The organism is Granulicella aggregans (assembly GCF_025685565.1).
Lineage (GTDB): Bacteria > Acidobacteriota > Terriglobia > Terriglobales > Acidobacteriaceae > Edaphobacter > Edaphobacter aggregans_B.
This window is the reverse complement of sequence record NZ_JAGSYE010000002.1, coordinates 618,751-639,659: the sequence shown is the minus strand read 5'-3', so window position 1 is coordinate 639,659 and position 20,909 is coordinate 618,751. Positions and strand designations below refer to the sequence as shown.

Below are 20,909 nucleotides of genomic sequence, written 5' to 3'. Positions count from 1 at the left end.
CCGCATCTCAACAGAGAGCCCGAAGTAAGCTAGGGTGAAAGATTTCATGCCACGCAATCCCGCCAAATCGAAAGAGTTGAAGCCGAAGAAGACGGCCAAAGCTGCGACCGTCGTTGCGGAAGAGGTCGTTCCTTCAGCCGACACCGCACTTGCGCTCTTCCATCCCATCACCGCTGCTTGGTTCCGCGCGGTCTTCGACGGTCCCACAGCCCCGCAGCGTGAGGGCTGGCCCGCTATTGCACGCGGCGAATCCACGCTTATCCTCGCGCCTACCGGTACTGGCAAGACGCTCACGGCGTTCCTCTGGTGCCTCGATAAGCTGATGATGCAGACGCTAGCCTATGCGCCCAAGGGCTGCCGCGTCGTCTACATCTCGCCGCTCAAGGCCCTCGCCGCCGACGTCGAACGCAATCTCCGCTCGCCGCTGCAGGGCATCGCCAACATGGCCCAGCGTGAAGGCGTTCCCTTCCGCATGCCGGAGATCAGCGTCCGCACGGGCGATACCTCGCCGAAGGAGCGCGCACGCTTCCGCAACCATCCCGGCGACATCCTTATCACCACGCCTGAGTCTTTATATTTGCTACTCACCTCTGAAGCCGGTGAGTCCCTCCGCTCCGTCGAAACCATCATCATCGACGAGATCCACGCTCTCGTTCCCACCAAGCGCGGCGCGCACATGGCGCTCTCTATCGAACGCCTCGAGGCTCTTACAGGCGGCGCGATTCAGCGCATCGGCCTCTCCGCAACGCAGCGCCCGCTTGAAGAAGTAGCCCGCTTCCTCAGCGGCGCGACGACCAAAGCCGACGCCATCAAATCGGGCACTGACGAAGGGCTGATCGCCAACGTCGAAGGTGAGGTCTCCGAAGTGTTGATGGAGGTCGCCCAGGACCCAGCAGCGCCGTCCGATGCCGCCGGGCCCATCTATCGCCCTGTCACGATAGTCAATGCTGGTGCCCGCAAACTCCTTGACCTACGCGTCGAAGTGCCTGTTGAGGACATGGCCAAGCTCGGCGAGATCGAAGAGATCCCCAGCGGCCCGGTGTCGCAAGGTCCGAAGCGAACCTCGATCTGGCAGTCGATCCATCCTCGCTTATTGGAGATCATTCGCGAGCGAACTTCAACGCTTATCTTCGTCAATGCCCGCCGTGTAGCCGAACGGCTCGCCGGGGCGTTGAACGATCTCGCAGGCGAACCCATCGCCCGCGCCCATCATGGATCGCTCGCAGCGACGCAGCGCAGCGAGATCGAAGAGCTGCTGAAGGCAGGGAAGATCAAGGCCCTCGTTGCGACATCGTCGCTCGAACTCGGCATCGACATGGGAGCGATCGATCTCGTCATCCAGATCGAAGCTCCACCCTCGGTCGCCAGCGGCATGCAGCGCATAGGCCGCGCAGGTCATCAGGTCGGAGCGCCTTCGAACGGCATCATCTTCCCCAAGTATCGCGCCGACCTGATCGCCTGCGCCGCCGTCACCCGCGCCATGCACGAAGGCCACGTCGAGTCCACGCGCTTTCTTCGCAATCCGCTCGACGTGCTGGCGCAGCAGATGGTAGCCATTATCGCGCATCCGCCGCTCGATGCGCTGAACGCTGCACTTCGCAGCAAGGCGAAATCCGACGAAGAAGAATCCCCCGGCATCAGCTACGCCGCGCTCTACGCGCTTATCCGCAGTGCCGCGCCGTTTGCGGGCCTCAGCCAGAGCGTATTCGACGGCGTGCTCGACATGCTTGCCGGTCGCTATCCATCGGACGAATTCGCCGAGCTTCGCCCACGCATCACCTGGGACCGCAACCGTAACTGGCTCACCCCGCGCTCTGGCGTCAAACGCATCGCCATCCTCAACGGCGGGACCATCCCGGACCGCGGCCTCTACGGTGTCTTCCTCTCAGGAGCCAGCAAGCCCCTGCGCGTCGGCGAGCTGGATGAAGAGATGGTCTTCGAGTCGCGCACCGGTGACACCTTCATCTTGGGCGCTTCGACCTGGCGCATCGACGAGATCAATCATGACCGCGTCCTTGTCTCGCCCGCTCCTGGAGAACCGGGCAAGATGCCCTTCTGGCACGGCGACCGCGCAGGCCGACCGTTGGAGTTTGGCCACCGCATCGGCGCTCTTGTCCGCGAGTTGCGGGAGATGCCACGCAGCGTCGCGATCACGCAACTCGTCTCGCAACACGACCTCGAACCTCGGGCCGCCGAGAACGTCTTGCGCTATCTCGCCGACCAGGAGATCGCGACAGTCACCGTTCCCGACGACCGCAACATCGTCATCGAGCGCGTCCGCGACGAGCTTGGTGACTGGCGCGTCTGTGTGCTGACGCCCTTCGGTAGTCGCATCCACGCGCCTTGGGCCATGGCTGCCACGGCAAAGATCCGCAGCAACAACGGCATGGAAGTCGAGACCATGTGGAGCGAAGACGGCTTCGTTCTGCGCTTCCCCGAGGCCGACGAAGCTCCGCCCATCGAACCGCTGCTGCTTGAACCTGAAGAAGCCGCCGAACTCGTCCTGCGCCAACTCGGCTCGACCGCTCTCTTCGCAGCGAAGTTCCGCGAGAGCGCCTCCCGTGCTCTACTACTGCCACGCCGCCGCGCCGATGGCCGCACGCCCCTATGGCAACAGCGCAAGCGCGCCTACGACCTGCTCAGCGTCGCCTCTCGCTACTCATCATTTCCGATTCTGCTGGAGGCCTATCGCGAGTGCCTGCGCGACGTCTTCGACATGCCCGCGTTGATGGAGATTCTCCGCGCCGTCGGCAACCGTTCACTCCGCGTCCACACCGTCGATTCACGGACGCCATCGCCCTTTGCCTCCGCGTTACTCTTCAGTTACGTTGCTAACTACATCTACGATGGTGACGCTCCCCTGGCCGAACGGCGCGCGCAGGCGCTGTCCATCGACCAGGACCAGCTCCGCGAATTGATGGGCGACGCCGATCTTCGCGAGCTGCTCGACCTCAATGCCATCGAAGAGACCGAAGAACAACTGCAGTGCCTTGCTGATACCTACAAGGCGAAGAACATGGACGGCGTGCATGATCTTCTCCTTCGCCTTGGAGACCTCACTCGTGCAGAGCTTCTCCGCAGGTGTGTAACCGAAGAAGTTGCAAATTCAGCGGACCGTCTGGCGAAGGCACGGCGCGTACTTGAAGTCACCGTGGCGGGAGAGAAGCGATTTATCGCTGTGGAAGATTCTGGCCGCTACCGCGATGCCCTTGGCGTGCCTCTTCCACCCGGCCTGCCTTCAGCCTTCCTCAACGCAGTCCCTGAAGCACTCTTCGACCTACTGCGCCGTTACGGTCGCACCCACGGCCCTTTCACGACACATCAGGCCGCAAGCCGCTTTGCGCTCTCGCCAGATGTAGTCGACACCACGTTGAATCGGCTTGTCGGTACAGGTCGCATCGTCGAAGGCGGCTTCCGCCCCGGCGGCATCCATCGCGAATGGTGCGACAACGAAGTCCTCCGCACCATTCGCAGGAAGTCTCTGGCCCGCCTTCGCAAGGAAGTCGAGCCCGTCGAACAGCGCACCCTCGCACGGCTCATCACACGCTGGCAGGGCGTCATCCAACCTCGACGCGGCCTCGACGCTCTCCTCGACGTGATCGAAAACCTCCAAGGCGCACCGCTCCCCGCCTCCATCCTCGAGACCGAGATACTGCCTGCGAGGCTGATGAACTATAAGCCCTCTGACCTCGACACCCTCATCGCTGCCGGCGAAGTCGTCTGGGCCGGACTCGATCCCATCGGCGAGCGCGATGGCCGCATCGGCCTGTACTTGGCGGAGAAATTACCAGAGCTGTGGCCCATAACGCAGGGAGAAGGGACGAGGGAAAGGGGAGAAGAGAAGTACGCGGGCGCAGCAGAAAAAGAAACCGCCATTGTTACCTATTTGCAGAGCCATGGAGCGTCCTTCTTCGCAGACATCCACGACGCCCTCGGCGGCGGCTATCCCGGCGAGACCATCGATGCCATCTGGAACCTGGTCTGGCGCGGCCAGCTTCGCAACGACGGCCTCGCCGCTCTCCGCGCTTACTGCGATCGTCCTTCCACCAACTCTCGCCCTGCGAAGCGCGTTCATAACCAGAGCGCCTTCCGCTCGCGCCGTACAACTCCGCCAACTGTGCAAGGCCGCTGGACGCTGCAGGCGACGGCCTTCGATTCCGACCGCTCCGCTACCAACTGGTCGCACGCCATCGCACAGCAACTGCTCACTCGTTACGGCGTCGTCCTCCGCGAGACCGCGCATGCCGAGAACCTCCCCGGTGGCTTCTCCGCCATCTATGACGTGATGAAGGCGCTCGAAGAGAGTGGCAAAGTCCGTCGTGGCTACTTCGCCGCGGACCTCGGAGCAACGCAGTTCGCCATGCCCGCAGCCGTTGATCTCCTGCGTTCCCTGCGCAACGACCCCGACCCTGGCAAGAGCGAGATCGTCCAACTCGCCGCCACCGATCCGGCTAATCCCTATGGCTCGCTCCTACGCTGGCCCGCTGCGCCCGATGCGTCATCGTCGCTTACGCGCAGCGTCGGCGCGCGCGTCATTCTTTGCAACGGTTCGTTGATCGCCTACCTGCGCCGCGGCAACCCCAACCTGCAGATCTTCCTCCCTGAAGAAGAACCGCAGCGGACACAAACAGCTCGCTCACTTGCGGAGTTTCTGGTAACCCGTGTCCAGCACGAAAGCACGATGGGCAATGACCGTGCGGGAATGCTCATCACAACGATCAATGGCATTTCGGTAGCAGAACATCCGATCGCCCGCATCCTCCTCGACGCCGGTTTCCAGGCCGCCCCTATGGGCTTCAACGTTCGCCGCAATCTGCCGCCTCTCCCCGGCCAACAAAGAGAGGCGCGACCCAATGCCTGAAGGCGACACAATCTACCGAGCGGCCCGCGCTCTGCAACGCGCGATTGGCGGCAAGATCGTCACCGGCTTCGAGACCGGCCTCGCACCGCTCGCTCGCGTGAACGACGACACCCCGATCATCGGCCGCACCATCGAGAAGGTCGAGTCGCGGGGCAAGTGGTGTCTCATGCACTTCTCCGGCGATCTCATCCTCGTCACGCACATGCTGATGAGCGGAAGCTGGCACATCTATCGCACCGGCGAGCGCTGGCGCATGCCTCATCGCGCCATGCGTGCCGTCATCCGCACCGCAGACTTCGAAGCCGTCGCCTTCAACGTCCCCGTGGTGGAGTTCCACACCGCTCGCTCGCTCGAACGCTATACGCAGATCCCGAAGCTGGGCCCCGACATTCTTTCGGAAGGCTTCACCGTCGAAGCAGGCGCGAAGCGGCTCGCGGACTATGCCGCCGCGAATCCGAACGCCGAGATCGCCGTCGCCCTACTGAATCAGCGCGTGCTCGCTGGTCTTGGGAATGTCTACAAGAGTGAGGTCGCCTTCATCGCTGGCGTCAACCCTTTTCGCGCCATGAACACCATTACGCCGCGAGAGAGGGAACAGATGGCCGAGTTCGCCCAGCGTTACATGCAGGTCAATGTTCTCGACGGTTCGGGGGACGGCATCGTCACGTACTTCGGCAATCGAAGGACAACGGGCAACTCCAACCGCGACGAACGTCTCTGGGTCTACGGGCGTCAGGGCGAAGAGTGCCGCCGCTGCGGTGCCTCCATCATGATGCGCAAACAAGGCGAGCAGGCACGCTCCACCTACTGGTGCCCGCAATGCCAGCCGTGGGTTGAGTCAAAGATCGAGTCAGGCACTGCCTCGGTGCCCGCTCCGGTCGGTCGCACCCAAGCCCCTCGCCGCCGCAAAGTTGGCTGTTAGGTCCGATCTTCCAAATCCTTGGCGTCCTTCGACGAAGTCGGAGGATCTGCTTTTAGTTTGTTCGTGCCCGTTCTTTCGATCAAAGAAGCGCCAGAATCTCCGCCGGCTCTGTCCGCACGCGGAAGTCCGCATGCGCCTGGCTATAGGCGATTACGCCATCCTGTTTCACTAGAAAAGTTGCTGGCAAAGGCAGCCGCCAGCTTGCCTCCGTCGCATTGTGATAGCTCAGTCCCGCGTTATTGAAGGGGATGTTGATCAGAATGCTTTGGTAGTAGCGGCGCTGGACCTCGGGAATGCTGTAGGCAACACCGTAGGCCTCCGCAACGGCCGCGCCGGGATCGGAGAGCACGGGAAACGTCAGCGCATGCTGCTCGATCATGAAATTGCTCTGGCGCACACTCTGCGGCGCGATCGATACAAACAGCGCCCCACGCTTGCGCAGTTCCGGCTGAAGCTCGCGCCACGTCTCCATCTCGGTCACGCAGTAGGGGCACCACCTGCCGCGAAAGAAGCTGACAACCGTCGGCCCCAGCGCGATCAGGTCGGCCAACTGGACGACCTTGCGCGACCGCGCGTCGACGAGACTGAACTCCGGCGCCAGCGCCCCCGCCTTCAAAATTCCTTCTTCGATGCCCGACGCGAACAGCTCTGCCGTGGCCTGTTCCGAGATCGCCAGCCGATCGGCCTGGACCAGCGAGCGCGTCCTGGTTGTAATTTCGTCGAGCCTGTCCTGAAGGCTTATCTGCGGTGTCGCGTCCATCCCTACATTATCGCAGCCGACGTCTTCGTCTTGGCCGTGTCCGTCGTCACAGTTCCGTGCTCGCAACTCATCGGAGCGGCGTTTTTCGCCTGCTTCGCAACGGAACGATCCATGTCCGGAACGGCAAGTTGCGCCGTCTGCTGATCTACCTGCTTCAACAACATCAGTAGCCGCGCAAAGCCCTTCTCCCGAGCCTGCTTGTTTGCCTCGGTCGTCGTCGGGGCCGGGTCTTCGCCTGCACGCATGAAGCCATGTCCAGCGCCGTCATAGGTCACTGGCTCGAACTTCTTTCCCGCCGCCTTCATCGCTGTAATGGTGTCCGGCAGCGTTGCATCGATGCGCGCATCATTGCCCGCATAGAAGCCGTACACCGGGGCCACAATCGTTGTCACATCCGATGGCGGCGGACCGTAGAAGACAAACGCCGCGGAGAGGTCTTTACGATGCGTCGCGAACGCGAAGGTCTTGCCGCCACCCCAGCAGAAGCCTGCCACTGCGAGTTTGCCATTGGCCGACGGCAGCTTCTTGCCATAGTCCGCCGCCGCATCGAGGTCCGCCGTCACTACCGCCGCGTCCAGGCCGGATACAGCTTTGACCGTCGCTTCCTGATCGGCAAACTCGCTGGAGCCGCCTCCCTTTGGCCCCATGCCGCTCAACAGATCCGGCGCGACGACGATGTAACCCTCCGCCGCGATCTCGTCCGCCATCTCCTTCGCCCAGTCGCTCAGCCCGAAGATCTCGTGGATCAGCACGACGACGGTGGCCTTCTGCTTCACCTCGGGATAGACGACATACGCCTGCAACGAGCGCCCATCATGCTTCAGCGTCACCCACTCGCGGTGCCGTGGCGACTTGTCCAGCCTCGCCTTTGCCCAATCCTGTGCATGAACAACCGGGGCGGCGAGTGGAACCAGAACGAGGGCGGCAGCAAGCTTGAGCAGGGAGCGGTTCCAGAATGGCTTCATGCGGAGAAGTGTAATCCGCACCCGCATCTCGCGACAACCGCAGCCGGAGCATCTGAATTCACGCGATGAACCGCCACCAGTTCGGGCGCCCCATCTTCGCGACAGCTCTATCTTCGCTAAGGTGGGCGAAGTGCCACAAACCCTCACGCCCGCTAAACTGTTTCGATGGCCTTCCACTTCCGCGCCGCCACTGTGGCCGACATCCCCGCCATCCGCGAGCTTATCGCCGCCTCGGTTCTCACGCTTCAGGTCGAATACACGCCCGAACAACGCGAACTCGCGCTTACAACGGTCTTCACTGTCGACACGCAACTGGTCGCAGATGGTACGTATCTGCTCGCATTTTCGGAAGACGGCGCACTCGCGGGCTGCGGTGGATGGAGCAAGCGTAAGACGCTCTACGGCGGCGACCATCAAGTCGAAGCGATTGAGCCGGAGCTTCTTGATCCGCAGAAGGACGCCGCAAAGATCCGTGCCATCTTCATCCACCCATCGTTTGCGCGGCAGGGGCTGGGTACGGCAATCCTGGTACGGTCTGAAGATGCCGCGAAAGACGCAGGCTTCAAGAGCTTTGAGATGGGAAGCACGCTTTCAGGCGTACCGCTGTATAGCCTCAAGGGCTATCGCAAGCTGGAAGAGATTACTGTGCCGGTTGGTGCAGGGGAAGGAATTACGGTGGTGCGGATGGTGAAAGGCGTGGTTTGAGCGACACGGCCACCCTTCGAGCCGCGACGCGTGGAAACGATCGCTACGGCGCGAAGGATGAATGCATCGATGCAGTGGGTGCGGTCTGGTTAGTTATATGACGTGGAGCAGATACAAGATAAGGACGATCAGCAGAATTGTGCCGATGCCGCCTCCGCCGTAGTACCCGAGGCCAGGCCCCATGCGATAGCCGCCAAACCCGAAGACCAGAATCAGAACGATAAGAAGGATGAGCATACTTTCTCCGTGCTACTTAATTTCACAACACGAAGTGAGATGCAGATTTTGATGGTGGCGTAATAAATCTGCTTAGCCGGCTAATGGCTCCGCTTTATCGAAAGAGCGAGACTCCTTCGGCCACAGCCGCCCGTCGTAGATCGCCGTCGAGCGTGGCCAAAGAAATACCCATCCTCTTGGCCAGTTCAAGATAACCGGCATCGTATACGGTCAGTCGGTGCTGATCGCAAAGGGCGAGCGCGGACTTTGCTTGTGTGGGGGTGAGGGCTTGTTCGACCGTGATGGGAAGGATTGCCAGCTCATCCCAGAACAGAGCGGCACGGCCTTCCGGGATGCGCTTGCGGCGGGTCGCCATCAGCAGCCCGTTCGAGACTTCGGTGGGCCAGTGGGCGGGGACGATGATTCGGTCGCCAGTGCTGAGACGGCGAAGAAGGCTAATTGTCCAGGCTGACTCTTCGTCTTTCAGACACCAGGGCAAGGTGGCCGAGGCGTCAACGACGAACGTTGTCATCAGTGCTTGCGGCCTTCGTTGATGAGGTCTTTAACGTTGAGGCCCCCGATATCCGAGTCTTCGCGCAGTTCGAGGATGCGGTCAATCGCTTCGCTGATTGAGCGAGCCTTCTGTTGGGCGAAAAGCTGCTCAGCAGGACGACCTTCTACGATCTTCTCGATGTAGCGGTCCAGCGCGAGGCCGCGAGCCTGCGCTTCTGCGGCGAGCTGGGCTTCGGTCTCGGGTTGGAGTTCGAGGCGGATCATAACGACTTGAGAATATCACCGGTCGGATCTAGTCTGCCCGGAGATCGTTGGCGATATCGGCAGATGGCACCACTTCTTCTTCATCGACTGCGAGTTGATCCACGAAAATGGCGACGAGGGTCGCCCATGTATCTTCAGCGTTCCAGACATCAGGTTCCAGATTTAGAACCTTCTGCGGCAGGCGATTTTTCCCGGCTTCGAGCGTCGGTGCCACGCAAGGTGCGAACTTGAGTTCCTTGCAGATCGCAGTGTAAAGGTCTCCGACCGTTCGCACCCGCTCCATATCTTCGTCGCGAAGCTCGATCGCGAAGACCTCTTCGCAGCGCATGACGAGTTCGACGACATCCAGTCCCATGAGCGGCCCGCTCCAATCTGTCTAAGCTACCGCCCGAACCGCTGCTTCCCCTGCATCTGGCTCATCATCCTCTGCTGCGCCTTGATGCCTCCGCCGCCGCCCATCGTCTTGAACATTTTTCTCATCTGCGCGTACTGACGTAGCAGATTGTTCACGTCCTGCACCGTCGTGCCACTGCCTTTCGCGATGCGCTTGCGGCGGCTGCCGGAGATGATCTCGTGGTCCTGGCGCTCCTTGTTCGTCATCGAGTTGATGATCGACTCCACCCGCGTGAACTGCTTCTCGTCGACGTTCTCCGCCGCTTGCGCCATGCCGGCGAATGGGCCGACCGAGGGCAGCATCTTCAGGATCGACTTCATCGATCCCATCTTCTTGATCTGTCGCAACTGGTCGCGGAAGTCGTCGAGCGAGAAGCCATCGCCCGAGAGCGCCTTCTTCGCAAACTGCTCTGCCTTGCCGCGGTCGAGTTTCTCTTCCGCACGTTCGAGCAGCGTGGCGATGTCGCCCATGCCCATGATGCGGCTGACGATGCGGTCTGGGTGGAAGGGTTCGAAGGCGTCCGGCTTTTCGCCGGTTCCGAGGAACTTGATCGGAGCTCCGGTCACGTGGCGGATCGACAGCGCAGCACCGCCGCGCGCGTCGCCGTCCATCTTCGTCAGCACGACGCCGGTCAGCGCCAGCAGATCGTGGAAGCTCTTTGCCGACTTCACCGCGTCCTGTCCGGTCATCGCATCGGCGACGAACAGGATCTCCGATGGGTTCAGCAGCTTCTTCAACTGCGCCATCTCGTCCATCAGCGCGGCGTCGATCTGGTTGCGGCCCGCGGTGTCGACGATCAGGATGTCGCAGCCGAAGTTTGCCGCTTCACGACGAGCTTCCTTGGCCAACCGAAGCACGAGGTCGGAGTTCGCCGTCTCGCCCTTGAGGTCGCCCTCGTAAATATTGGCTCCGATGCTCTTGGCGACGATGGCCAACTGCTGCCGCGCAGCGGGACGATAGACGTCCACGGAGACCAGCATGGGCCGGTGACCGGACTTCTTCAGCCATTGACCCAGCTTGCCAGAGGTCGTGGTCTTACCCGAACCCTGCAGTCCGGCCATAAGAATCACGCTCGGCGGCTGCGAGGCGGTCTTGAACTTCGCCGTGTCCTTGCCCAGCACATTCACAAGCTCGTCGTGGACGATTTTGACGATCTGCTCCGAAGGGCTGAGAGCTGTAGTGACCTGGGTCCCCATAGCTTTGGTGCGAATATGGCTTACGAGTTCGTCGACGACCGTAAGGTTTACGTCGGACTCCAGCAGAGCGAGGCGGATCTCCTGCAGCGCTTCGCCAATGTTTTCGTCGGTGATGGTGCCCTGGCCACGCAGGTGCTTAAAAGATCGTTGCAGCTTATCGGAAAGGTTCTCAAACATAATTTTCGTCTCATCGCTAGTTTACCAGCGCGTTAGACGTAGCAAGTCTGGTGCTAGCTTGGCTGGTTCGACGGGCTCGATCCCGCCCATCCACCCCCGCCACCGGGCGGATAATCAACGCATGGACCCCAATGCGAACGTGACGGGGAATGCGCGGCTGGTGAGGGAGTATGCCGCCTACCTCCGGGTGGAGAAGGGCCTGCGTCCGGCCTCCTGTAGTGCTTACACGCTCGATCTCGAACAATTTGCCGAGCATCTCGAAAAGACCGACGGCCTCCTGCTCACCGCTGTCCAGGCGGACGTCAGCGCCTTCATGCAGGGCCTTCGCGCCAACCAGGTCGAGTCCCGCTCCATCGCCCGCAAACTCAGCGGATTGCGCGGATTCTACCGCTGGCTGCTGATGGACAAGCGCATCTCCCACGACCCCACGGTCAACATCGAAACTCCAGCAAGCTGGAAGATTCTGCCCAAGTCCCTCGCTGAAACCGAAGTCGCGGCGATGCTCGACCGCACCGGCATCGCCGCACAGCATCCGGAGGCCGACGCCCTCGCCCTGCGCGATCACGCCATCCTGGAGCTTCTCTATGCCGGTGGCCTTCGTGTCGGCGAGATCTGTGCCCTGCGAGAAGAGGACCTGCACCTCGACCAGGCGCGCGCCCAGGTTCGCGGCAAGGGGGATAAAGAACGTATCGTTCCGCTTGGCGATAAGGCGGTTGCGGCCATCGAGGCATACCTCCAGCGCGGCCGGCCCGCACTCGCAAAGGCTGGCATCCAACGCGCTCTCTTTCTCAGCAAAAACGGCAAGATCCTCACCCGGCAGTGGGTCTGGGAGATGGTCCGGTCGGCCGCGCCATCGGGTACGAAAGCCAGCCCGCACAAGCTTCGCCATAGCTGCGCAACCCACATGGTCGAGCACGGCGCAGACCTGCGCAGCGTGCAGACGCTGCTCGGCCACGCGGATATCGCCACCACCCAGGTCTACACCCATGTCGCCATGGAGCACCTGAAGCAGGTCCACCGGCTGCATCATCCGCGAGGCAAGCGCCGCGAGCGCCCCGCAGAACCAATTGCCGGGGCCGTCGCATGAGTACGGAGTCCCCAAGTCAGTTCCACCAACAGGCCGAACGATTCCTCGCCATGCTCGCCAACGAACGCGGTGCCTCCGAGCACACCGTCCGTGCCTACGCCCGGGAGATAGGCAACTTTGCCGCCTATCTCGACGAAACCCTCACGTCTTCCGGCTCCTTCGCCCAGGTCGAGCACCTCCACATCCGTGCCTATCTCGCCCTGCTTTACGATCGCGGCCTCACGAAAGCCAGCGCCGCCCGGGCCCTCGCCGCCATCCGTTCCTGGTTCAAGTGGCTCGCGAAGGAGGGTCTCATCCAGCAAAATCCCGCGCTGCTGGTGTCCACTCCGAAACGGCCCGTCCGTCTGCCGCGAGTACCCAGCATGGAGGACGTAAATCGAGTCCTGAACTCACTTGAGACTGGAGCAAAGAAGGAAGAGGCTGCCGCATGGCCGGAACGCGATCGCGTGATCTTCGAGCTTCTCTATGGCTGCGGTATCCGCAACTCGGAGCTCGTCGGCATCGATCTCAGCGACATTCAGTGGGGCAACGATTCGATCCTGGTGCGCGGCAAGGGCCGCAAGGAACGCTTCGTCCCTCTTGGCGACGAAGCGGCGATCGCCATTCGTTCCTATCTTCCCGCGCGTGAGGCGAAGCTTGCTGCAGCGGGCAAGGGACTGCTCCTCCACGAAGGCGCACTGCTGATCAACATGCGCACGCGCGGCGATTGCCGAATTACCACGCGCAGCGTTGGCCGGATCGTCAAGGCCATCGCGCAGTCCCGTGGCCTCGCCGCAGACGTGCATCCGCACACCCTGCGCCACGCCTTCGGAACTCATATGCTTGAAGAGGGTGCGGACCTTCGTGCGATCCAGGAGATGCTCGGCCACGAGCGTCTCTCGACCACCCAGCGCTACACCCAACTCACGGTCGGCCAAGTCCAGCGCGTCTACGACGAGACCCATCCGCGGGCGCGCAGCTAGTCCTTAGCCACAGCGTACCTGCTTCGCCAACAGCGCCATGGCCGGGCGCCTAGTATCTGGTAACACTTGGATCGACGGTACGTGACCACCCATCGATGCCGCCCGCAAGGGACTGCACATGCTCAAATCCCTGCGCCCGCATCCACATCGTTACATTCAGCGACCGCGCCCCGTGGTGGCAGATCACCACGACCCGCTCGTCGGGGTCGATCTCCGCATGGGCCCGGGAGGGAACATCTCCCATGGGCATCAGCAGCGAATTCGCGATGTGAGCCGTGTCGAACTCCCACTTTTCTCGAACATCAACTAAAAGTGGCGGATTGGGTTGCTGAAGCAAAAGGACGAGGGCTTGCGCATTGATCTCCGGATCGAGCATCCTAATAGGATACCTTTCTTCCGCAGGCAAAAGGCCCGTTGAGCAAGGAAGGAAAGATGCTCGACTGGTAACTGGAACAGGAGTCAGCGATACCCAGAGTTTGTAACCCACGGAACCAAGGTAATATGCCCAAATTTTTGGCAACCTGTTCCAATCACCAGTGCCGGAAAAGTCGGCTTTTTTTCGTCACTTCATGGCGATGTTTAAATTTCTGAGCACAAGAGTGCGCCGTATGCCGGCCATGTGCGGAGGGCTGTAGTTCTGTGGTCAAAGTTTTAATTGTGGAAGACGAAGAGCACGCCCGCACCGGCCTTACTGAACTCATTGAGTCATGGGGCTATCGTGCCAGTTCCGCCTCGAACGGTGTCGAAGGGCTTGAGAAGGTCATTCAGTGGTCTCCGTCCATCGTAGTCACCGACCTCAAGATGCCGCGTATGGATGGCATGATGCTGTTGCAGCGCATCACCGACATGCCAGAGCGCATCGCCGTTGTCATGCTCACTGCTCAAGGGTCGATCAGTTCCGCCGTTGAAGCGATGCGCCTCGGAGCCTTCGACTATCTTCCGAAGCCGGTCGATTCCGTCCGTCTCAAATCCATCCTGCAGAATGCCACCTTGCAGAAGGAGACTGATGTTGAACTTGAGCCGGTCCGCCGTCTCGCCCACGACTCGGGCACGCTTGGATCGCTCGTCGGCAGCTCCCCGGCGATGAAGGCGATCTTCAAGCTCATCGAGCGCGTCGCTCCTTCGAACGTTCCCGTGCTCATCACCGGCGAAAGCGGCACCGGCAAGGAACTGGTGGCGCGTGCCCTGCACGATCTCAGCGCGAGGCGCACCAAGCCGTTCGTGGCGGTCAATTGCGCGGCCATTCCGGAGACGCTGATCGAGAGCGAGATCTTTGGCCACGAAAAGGGCGCCTTCACAGGTGCCGTCGAGCGCCGCGCCGGGTGCTTCGAACTTGCGGAAGAGGGCACCCTGTTGCTCGACGAGATCGGCGAGATGCCGGCGGCGACGCAAGCCAAGCTCCTTCGCGTGCTCGAAGATCGTGCCTTCCGCCGTCTCGGCAGCAAGGTCGAGACGCCGATCGATGTCCGCGTCGTCGCCGCAACCAACAAGAACCCCCAGGAGGCCGTCGAGAACGGCGAACTGCGCGGAGATCTCTTCTACCGGCTCAACGTCTTCAACATCCAGATGCCCCCGCTGCGCGAGCATCTGGTCGATGTACAGGCAATCGCCGAAAAGATGATCGATGATATGAACGCACGTCACGACTGCACGGTGCAGGGAATGTCTGAGGAACTTCTGGCTAAGCTGACCGCCTATGACTGGCCGGGAAACGTGCGCGAGCTGCGCAATACCATCGAACGAGCGACGATTCTTGCCGGTTCGGGTACCATCGGCATCGAGCATCTGCCCGCGAACTTCGCTGAACCGGGATTCTCTCCGCTGGTGCGCCAGACACGGAATACGCGGCGTCCGCTGACACCCGGTGATCCGCCGCAGCCCTACTCTCCGGAGCGCCGCGCCGAGGAGCGTCGCGAGGAGCGCATGGTCTCGGTTGAAGTGGGCACCACCGTCGACGAAGCGGAACGCCAGTTGATCCTGAAGACGCTGCAGTCCACCCAGAACAACAAGACCCGGGCCGCAGAGATCCTTGGCATCAGCTCGAAGACACTCCAGAATAAGCTGAAGGAATATAGTGCTTCGATGCGGACGGACTAAGATCAAGTCATGCGCCTGAAGACGAAGCTCGTTTTGGCGGCGACCGTGGTGACGCTGATCGTCGTGCTTCTGCTGACAGGCCTGTTTATTGCAGAACTGCTGCGGCAGAGGATCGAGCAGACCGCCACCTCGAACGAGGCACTCGCAAGCCAGGTGAGGTCGACGGTGCGGCACGCGCTGGAGATTGGGCTGGCCCGCGACCTCAGCACACCGGCATCCGAAGAGGAGCTGATGAAGAGCGTCAGCAACGTGCTGCGCAGCGATGAGACCCTCCAGGCGCAGATGGGGGCAATCCTCCGTACCTCGCTTACAGTGCAGGATGTGAGCGTCACCGACTCCCACGGTATCGTGCTTGCCAGCACGGACCCTGATGCAGTGGATCAACCCGCCGCAGGTCGCATCAGCCTCGAAACGGTTGCGGCACGTGGACTCATCTACCAGTGGCGCCAGGTCTTTGGTACGCCGCGTGTCTTCGATCTCGGATCAGCGCTGAACCGTAACGGTCAACCCTTCCTGATCGTCCATATAGGTGTGCGTTCGACGTTCATTCGCGCCTCGTTTGCTCCGGGCCTGCGTGACGCTCTCCTCTTTGCCGTCCCCGCGACCCTGCTTCTTGTACTCGGTGCCGGAGTTCTTACCAACATTGCGCTGCGACCGCTTGAAACGGTGAACGCTCAACTCGAATTGCTCACCGTGGGTGCGGAGGAAGATGGCCCCCAGCCCGTCGACGGCGCCTTCGATCAGCCGGACACGGTCGTACGCGTCGCCAAGACCATCGACCGCCTTGAGCGCAAGATGCGCAGCAAGGAGACCCGCTACACCGCGCTCCAGGCCAACATGGAGCAGATGCTGGATACCCTGCGCGATGGCGTCCTGCTCCTGGCCCCGGACCACGCCACCGGCGAGTTGCGTTCGGTGATGGTCTCGGATGCGGTTGCACTCTTCCTGCGGGCACCCGGAGAAGAAGGTCCGCCGAAGCGTCACGGCGACCTCGTCGGCCGCCGCGTCGAGGAGATATTCCCGCCCGATACCGCGCTCGGCACCGCTGTGGTCGCGGCGCTGGAGCATGATGGGACCACCCCGGAGTTTGCCGTGCTCGATGACGGCCGACAGGTCCAGATCTCGCTCGATCGAATTCCCGATGGCAACACCTCCGGCGCGGACATCGGCATTATGCTCACACTGCGCGATATCGACAGCGCCATGCAGTTGGAGCAGGAACTTGAGGTCTCGCGCCGGCTTGCCGCCATAGGAAGGATTACAGCCGGCGTCGGTCACGAGGTCAAGAACCCGATCAACGCCATGGTCCTTCACCTGGAGCTTCTGCGCGGAAAGCTCGCCGCCAACGGAGACTCCGGTGAGTCGGCGCAACGCCACGTCAACATCCTCGTCAGCGAGATGCAGCGGCTCGATCGTGTCGTTCAGACGCTTGCCGACTTTTCCCGGCCCATGGAGCTCAGGCTTCGGGTCATCGACCTCCGTGACGTGATCGCCGCGGTCATCGACCTGACCTGGGAGCAGATGAAGGACAACAACGTCACCGTTAAGGCAGAGGCCGTTCGTGGCCCGCTGCTCGTCCATGTGGACTCGGACCTCATCCGTCAGGCCATCCTCAACCTCGTTCTGAACGGGATGCAGGCGATGCCGGATGGGGGTGTGGTGACCATTATGCTGCGCCGTGAGAATCAATCGGCCGTGATCGAGGTACGCGACCGTGGGACGGGAATCGAGGCCGAACTGCTGCCTCGTATCTTCGAGCTTTACTTCACGACAAAAAAGACCGGAAGTGGTATTGGTCTGGCCATGACGTACCGTATCCTGCAAATGCACGGCGGAACGCTCGCGGTTCGGTCCACGACTGACGCTCAGGCGGAGGATCGCGGCAGTGTATTCACTCTGACCTTGCCGATCTCATCACCGGGTTCTAACATGCGGTTAGACACATCCACCCAGAATAATTTTGCGTTACGGGGCACACGCGCGTGAGACTGCTTTGGACGAACATCGGTGCGTCGACCGGCCTTGCGCTGTTATGCACCGTGTTGTCTGGCTGCTTTCATCAGCAGAAGGTCCCCGCGCTGGCGCCCCAGGCCAAGACCCCCAACATCTACGTGCCCCCGCCCAATCAGGCCGAGCTCCCTCCAATGGAGGCGAAGCCCCCTGCCGGCGTCACCGATGCGAAGCCGGTCGTGGCCGCGGAGGTGAAGCCGAAGAAGAAGCCAAAGAAGCAGACGAACACCACTCCGCCGCCTCTACCCGCTCCGACGGTTGCTGTTGCAACTCCACCGGCCGAGACGACACCGCCAGAGACGGCGATGCTCGGTGCGCTGGGTTCGGGGGTCGACGCCAGTCCGGGGCAGCAGAAGGATGTGGCTGAGAAGATCTCCGCCGTCGAGAAGCGGATCGCCGACCTTCCTTCCGCTGTGCAGGACCACGAGCAAAAGCAGATTGCCAAAGTCAGGCTCTTCTTGAAGGAGGCCTCCGACGCGCTTAAGGGTGGCGATGTCGAAGGTGCAAGGATCCTTGCCACCAAGGCGGACCTTCTGGCCGACGACGTCCAGAAGTGATCCCCGAAACCGCGTCCCCTTAGGCTTTGGCGCTAAGCATTCACGCCGTGGCACTTCTTGTACTTCTTGCCTGACCCGCAGGGACAATCGTCGTTGCGGCCAACCTTGTCGCCCGCGCGTTTCGGAGCTCCTGTTCCGTTGCTGCTCTCAGTTGCTCCCGATGCGCGAGCCGCATCGAGGTCGCGCTGCTTCTTGCGCTGGAACTCCTTTTCGAGCGCGTCGATGGTCGTTGACGGAGCCCGTGTGGGCACCGCAACCGGAGTGGGTGCCTGCTGCGGTGCAGCGGCATGGCCATTCCCGTTGGAGTTCGCTTCGATCTGCCTTGGCTCGTCATTCTCTTGAAGCCCAAGCTGAGCATCGGGTGCGATGATCGTGATCGTCTCCGGATCGATCGGCGTCCCATCCGGCCCGATGATCTGCATGCGGAAGAGATGGCGCGCCGTATCTTCCTGGAAGCGCATCATCATTGCCTCGAACATCTCGAACGATTCCTTCTTGTACGCGACCAGCGGGTCCTGCTGCGCGTAGCCACGCAGGCCGATGCCTTCCTTCAGGTGGTCCATCGCGAGAAGATGGTCCTTCCAAAGGCCATCGAGCACCGAGAGCATCACGATGCGCTCGTGATAGCGCATCGCCTGCGGACCAAGAATCAACTCCTTGCGGTCGTAGCGGCCGCGCAGCTTCTCGAAGATGGTCTCGCCAAGATCATGGCGCGTCATCTCTTCGATCTTGATCTCATTCTCGAAGCGAACACCGAAGACGTCGTAGAGCTGGTTGAAGATCACGTCCGTCTTCCACTCGTCGGGATGCGCCTTCTCTGGCGCGTTCTCGTCGAGGATGTTCGAGAGAATGGTGGAGACATAGTCATCCGTAATGAGCTGCTTCTGGTCGACACCGCCCATAAGCTGGCGACGCAGGCCGTACACGGCCTCGCGCTGCTTGTTCATCACGTCGTCGTACTCGAGGACGTGCTTGCGCGACTCAAAGTTCTGCGTCTCGACGGCCTTCTGCGCTGCCTCAATGCGGTTCGAGATCATCTTGCTCTCGATCGGCACGCCTTCTTCCATGCCCATGCGCTGCAGCAGGGTAGAGACCCACTCACGCGCGAAGATGCGCATCAGGTCGTCTTCAAGCGAGAGATAGAAGCGCGACGCTCCGGGGTCGCCCTGACGGCCTGCGCGACCGCGTAACTGGTTGTCGACGCGGCGGGACTCATGCCGCTCGGTGCCGATGATGTGCAACCCGCCGGCGGCGATGACCGCCTCATGCTCTTTCTTTGCGGCTGCCTCGTGAGAAGCGATGGCGGCATCCCATGCTGCCTGGGTGGTCTCAAACTCCTGCGACTGGTAGTAGAAGCGCACCATGCCAGGCCCAGCGACAGGGTTGATCGCGCCTTCAGCAGCGGATACAGCCCGCGCCTGGGCCTTCTTCACCAACTCCTGCCGGGCCATGAACTCGGAGTTGCCACCGAGCAGGATGTCGGTACCACGACCTGCCATGTTGGTGGCGATGGTGACCATGCCAAGCCGTCCAGCCTGCGCGACGATCTCTGCTTCCTTCTCGTGGAACTTGGCGTTCAGAACGACGTGCCGCACACCCTTGCGCTTCAGGATGTCCGAGAGCAGCTCCGACTTCTCGATCGACGTGGTTCCGACCAGCACTGGCTGCTTCTCTTCGTGCAGCCGCGAGATCTCATCGGCCACCGCGAAATACTTTTCCTTCGCGGTGCGGAAGACGACGTCGGAGTTTTCAATGCGCTGCATCTTGCGGTTCGTCGGCGTTACAACGATGTCAAGCTTGTAGATCTTGTCGAACTCGGCTGCTTCGGTTTCAGCGGTACCCGTCATTCCGCTGAGCTTCTTGTACATGCGGAAGTAGTTTTGGAAGGTGATCGTGGCCAGCGTCTGGTCTTCCTTCTTGATCGCCACGCCTTCCTTCGCTTCGACGGCCTGGTGCAATCCATCCGACCAGCGGCGTCCCGGCATAAGACGACCGGTGAAGGTATCGACGATGATGACCTCGCCGTCCTTGACCACATACTCCACGTCGCGCTTGTACAGATTGTGCGCTTTGATCGCTGTTTCTACGTGATGCTTGAGGTCCCAGTTCTCAGGGTCGGCTATGTTGCCGATGCCGAGCAGCTTCTCGATCTTCTCCCAGCCTTCATCGGTGACGGTGATGGCGCGTGCCTTCTCGTCGACGACAAAGTCGCCGCTGTAGGTCTTCGTTTCCAGCGTCTCGACGAGCTCGCCGAGCTCCAGCTCCGGAATAATGACATTCACGCGGGCGTACTTGTCCGTCGTCTGATCGGTCGGACCCGAGATGATCAGCGGCGTACGGGCCTCGTCGATCAGAATCGAGTCCACCTCGTCGACGATGCAGTAGTAGTGTCCGCGCTGGCACTGGTCGGTCAGCTCGAACTTCATGTTGTCGCGCAGGTAGTCGAAGCCGAACTCGTTATTGGTTCCGTAAGTGATATCGGAGCCATAGGCCTCTTTGCGCTGGCGGTCGTCGAGGTCATGCACAATGACGCCGACCGACATGCCGAGGAAGCCGTAGATCTTGCCCATCCACTCGGCATCGCGCTTGGCCAGATAGTCGTTGACGGTCACAACATGGACGCCGCGGCCCGCAAGTGCGTTCAGGTAGCAGGGAAGCGTCGCAACCAGGGTCTTGCCTTCACCGGTCTTCATCTCGGCAATCTTGCCGGAGTGCAGAATGATGCCGCCGATGAGCTGGACGTCGAAGTGCCTCATACCGACCGCACGCTTGCCGGCCTCTCGGACTACGGCGAAGGCCTCGGGTAGAATCTCGTCCAGCGCGGCCTTTTCAGCGGCGTAGAGAGCGTCTTCGTCCGGCTTGCCTGCCTCATCCTGCGGGACGTTGGCGGCGGCGATCGACTCGGCGATGCGCTGGCGGAACTCGACGGTCTTGTTGCGAAGTTGCTCGTCGGTGAGCGAGACGATGGAAGACTCCAACTCATTGATCTGCTGGACGATGGGCATCATGCGCTTGACGGCGCGTTCATTGCTGGTACCGAAGACTTTCGAGATTACTGAGTTAATCAAAACCGGTCCTTTGGGCACGATTGCGCCCATTGATTAGTGTAAATGGTTGGATGCCATAGTACGTCGTCCGCTGCAGGTTGGCCGGATTTGTAACGAACGTTCACGGAGAGTTGGAGTAATCTGCAACAAACGGTGAGTCCAGCCTGAGCCGGACG

General features: G+C 61.3%; 17 protein-coding genes. 8 read left to right on the top strand and 9 right to left on the bottom strand.

Annotated elements, in window-relative coordinates; all coding sequences use genetic code 11:
• The first annotated feature begins 46 nt into the window (after window positions 1-46).
• Window positions 47-4,861, top strand: coding sequence for an Lhr family helicase (locus tag OHL18_RS12225; protein WP_263375128.1), 4,815 nt, complete (start codon window positions 47-49; stop codon window positions 4,859-4,861).
• On the top strand, window positions 4,854-5,783 hold the full coding sequence (locus OHL18_RS12220; protein ID WP_263375127.1) for an Fpg/Nei family DNA glycosylase: 930 nt from the start codon (window positions 4,854-4,856) through the stop codon (window positions 5,781-5,783). The genes OHL18_RS12225 and OHL18_RS12220 overlap by 8 nt, the downstream gene beginning before the upstream one ends.
• A 79-nt stretch (window positions 5,784-5,862) precedes the next feature.
• Here the strand turns inward: OHL18_RS12220 and OHL18_RS12215 are convergent, their stop codons facing one another.
• Window positions 5,863-6,543, bottom strand: a complete 681-nt coding sequence (locus OHL18_RS12215; RefSeq protein ID WP_263375126.1) for a peroxiredoxin family protein — start codon at window positions 6,541-6,543, stop codon at window positions 5,863-5,865.
• A 2-nt stretch (window positions 6,544-6,545) separates the two neighbouring features.
• A complete protein-coding gene (locus OHL18_RS12210) occupies window positions 6,546-7,529 on the bottom strand; it encodes a dienelactone hydrolase family protein (RefSeq protein ID WP_263375125.1) in 984 nt (327 codons plus the stop codon).
• A 144-nt stretch (window positions 7,530-7,673) separates the two neighbouring features.
• Between OHL18_RS12210 and OHL18_RS12205 the strand changes: the two genes are divergently transcribed.
• On the top strand, window positions 7,674-8,213 hold the full coding sequence (locus OHL18_RS12205) for a GNAT family N-acetyltransferase (RefSeq protein WP_263375124.1): 540 nt from the start codon (window positions 7,674-7,676) through the stop codon (window positions 8,211-8,213).
• Window positions 8,214-8,306: 93 nt separating this feature from the next.
• On the opposite strand, the gene OHL18_RS12200 is transcribed toward OHL18_RS12205, so the two are convergent.
• The 5 genes from OHL18_RS12200 to ffh form a co-directional block, all read right to left on the bottom strand.
• Entirely contained in the window at window positions 8,307-8,450 is a 144-nt protein-coding gene (locus tag OHL18_RS12200; protein ID WP_263375123.1) for a DUF3309 family protein, read from the bottom strand.
• A 94-nt stretch (window positions 8,451-8,544) separates the two neighbouring features.
• Complete coding sequence (locus OHL18_RS12195; protein WP_263375122.1) at window positions 8,545-8,961, bottom strand: type II toxin-antitoxin system VapC family toxin; 417 nt, start codon at window positions 8,959-8,961, stop codon at window positions 8,545-8,547.
• Window positions 8,961-9,206: a hypothetical protein gene (locus tag OHL18_RS12190; protein ID WP_263375121.1), complete on the bottom strand. Its 246-nt coding sequence runs from the start codon at window positions 9,204-9,206 to the stop codon at window positions 8,961-8,963. The genes OHL18_RS12195 and OHL18_RS12190 overlap by 1 nt, the downstream gene beginning before the upstream one ends.
• A 28-nt stretch (window positions 9,207-9,234) precedes the next feature.
• Window positions 9,235-9,561: a hypothetical protein gene (locus OHL18_RS23310; RefSeq protein WP_396274427.1), complete on the bottom strand. Its 327-nt coding sequence runs from the start codon at window positions 9,559-9,561 to the stop codon at window positions 9,235-9,237.
• A gap of 26 nt (window positions 9,562-9,587) precedes the next feature.
• Window positions 9,588-10,973, bottom strand: coding sequence for a signal recognition particle protein (gene ffh, locus OHL18_RS12180; protein WP_263375120.1), 1,386 nt, complete (start codon window positions 10,971-10,973; stop codon window positions 9,588-9,590).
• A gap of 121 nt (window positions 10,974-11,094) precedes the next feature.
• On the opposite strand from ffh, the gene OHL18_RS12175 reads away from it, so the two are divergent.
• A complete protein-coding gene (locus tag OHL18_RS12175) occupies window positions 11,095-12,060 on the top strand; it encodes a tyrosine recombinase (protein ID WP_263375119.1) in 966 nt (321 codons plus the stop codon).
• Window positions 12,057-13,022: a tyrosine-type recombinase/integrase gene (locus OHL18_RS12170; RefSeq protein WP_263375118.1), complete on the top strand. Its 966-nt coding sequence runs from the start codon at window positions 12,057-12,059 to the stop codon at window positions 13,020-13,022. The genes OHL18_RS12175 and OHL18_RS12170 overlap by 4 nt, the downstream gene beginning before the upstream one ends.
• Window positions 13,023-13,071: 49 nt before the next feature.
• On the opposite strand, the gene OHL18_RS12165 is transcribed toward OHL18_RS12170, so the two are convergent.
• Window positions 13,072-13,398, bottom strand: a complete 327-nt coding sequence (locus OHL18_RS12165; RefSeq protein WP_263375117.1) for a rhodanese-like domain-containing protein — start codon at window positions 13,396-13,398, stop codon at window positions 13,072-13,074.
• Window positions 13,399-13,661: 263 nt separating this feature from the next.
• On the opposite strand from OHL18_RS12165, the gene OHL18_RS12160 reads away from it, so the two are divergent.
• From OHL18_RS12160 to OHL18_RS12150, 3 genes are read left to right on the top strand one after another with little or no spacing between them, the layout of a single operon-like run.
• Window positions 13,662-15,119, top strand: a complete 1,458-nt coding sequence (locus tag OHL18_RS12160; RefSeq protein ID WP_263375116.1) for a sigma-54-dependent transcriptional regulator — start codon at window positions 13,662-13,664, stop codon at window positions 15,117-15,119.
• Between the two features lie 9 nt (window positions 15,120-15,128).
• Window positions 15,129-17,105: a sensor histidine kinase gene (locus OHL18_RS12155; protein ID WP_263375115.1), complete on the top strand. Its 1,977-nt coding sequence runs from the start codon at window positions 15,129-15,131 to the stop codon at window positions 17,103-17,105.
• Window positions 17,102-17,686, top strand: coding sequence for a hypothetical protein (locus tag OHL18_RS12150; RefSeq protein WP_263375114.1), 585 nt, complete (start codon window positions 17,102-17,104; stop codon window positions 17,684-17,686). The genes OHL18_RS12155 and OHL18_RS12150 overlap by 4 nt, the downstream gene beginning before the upstream one ends.
• Window positions 17,687-17,718: 32 nt before the next feature.
• Here the strand turns inward: OHL18_RS12150 and secA are convergent, their stop codons facing one another.
• Window positions 17,719-20,754: a preprotein translocase subunit SecA gene (gene secA, locus OHL18_RS12145; RefSeq protein WP_263375113.1), complete on the bottom strand. Its 3,036-nt coding sequence runs from the start codon at window positions 20,752-20,754 to the stop codon at window positions 17,719-17,721.
• Window positions 20,755-20,909 lie beyond the last annotated feature (155 nt).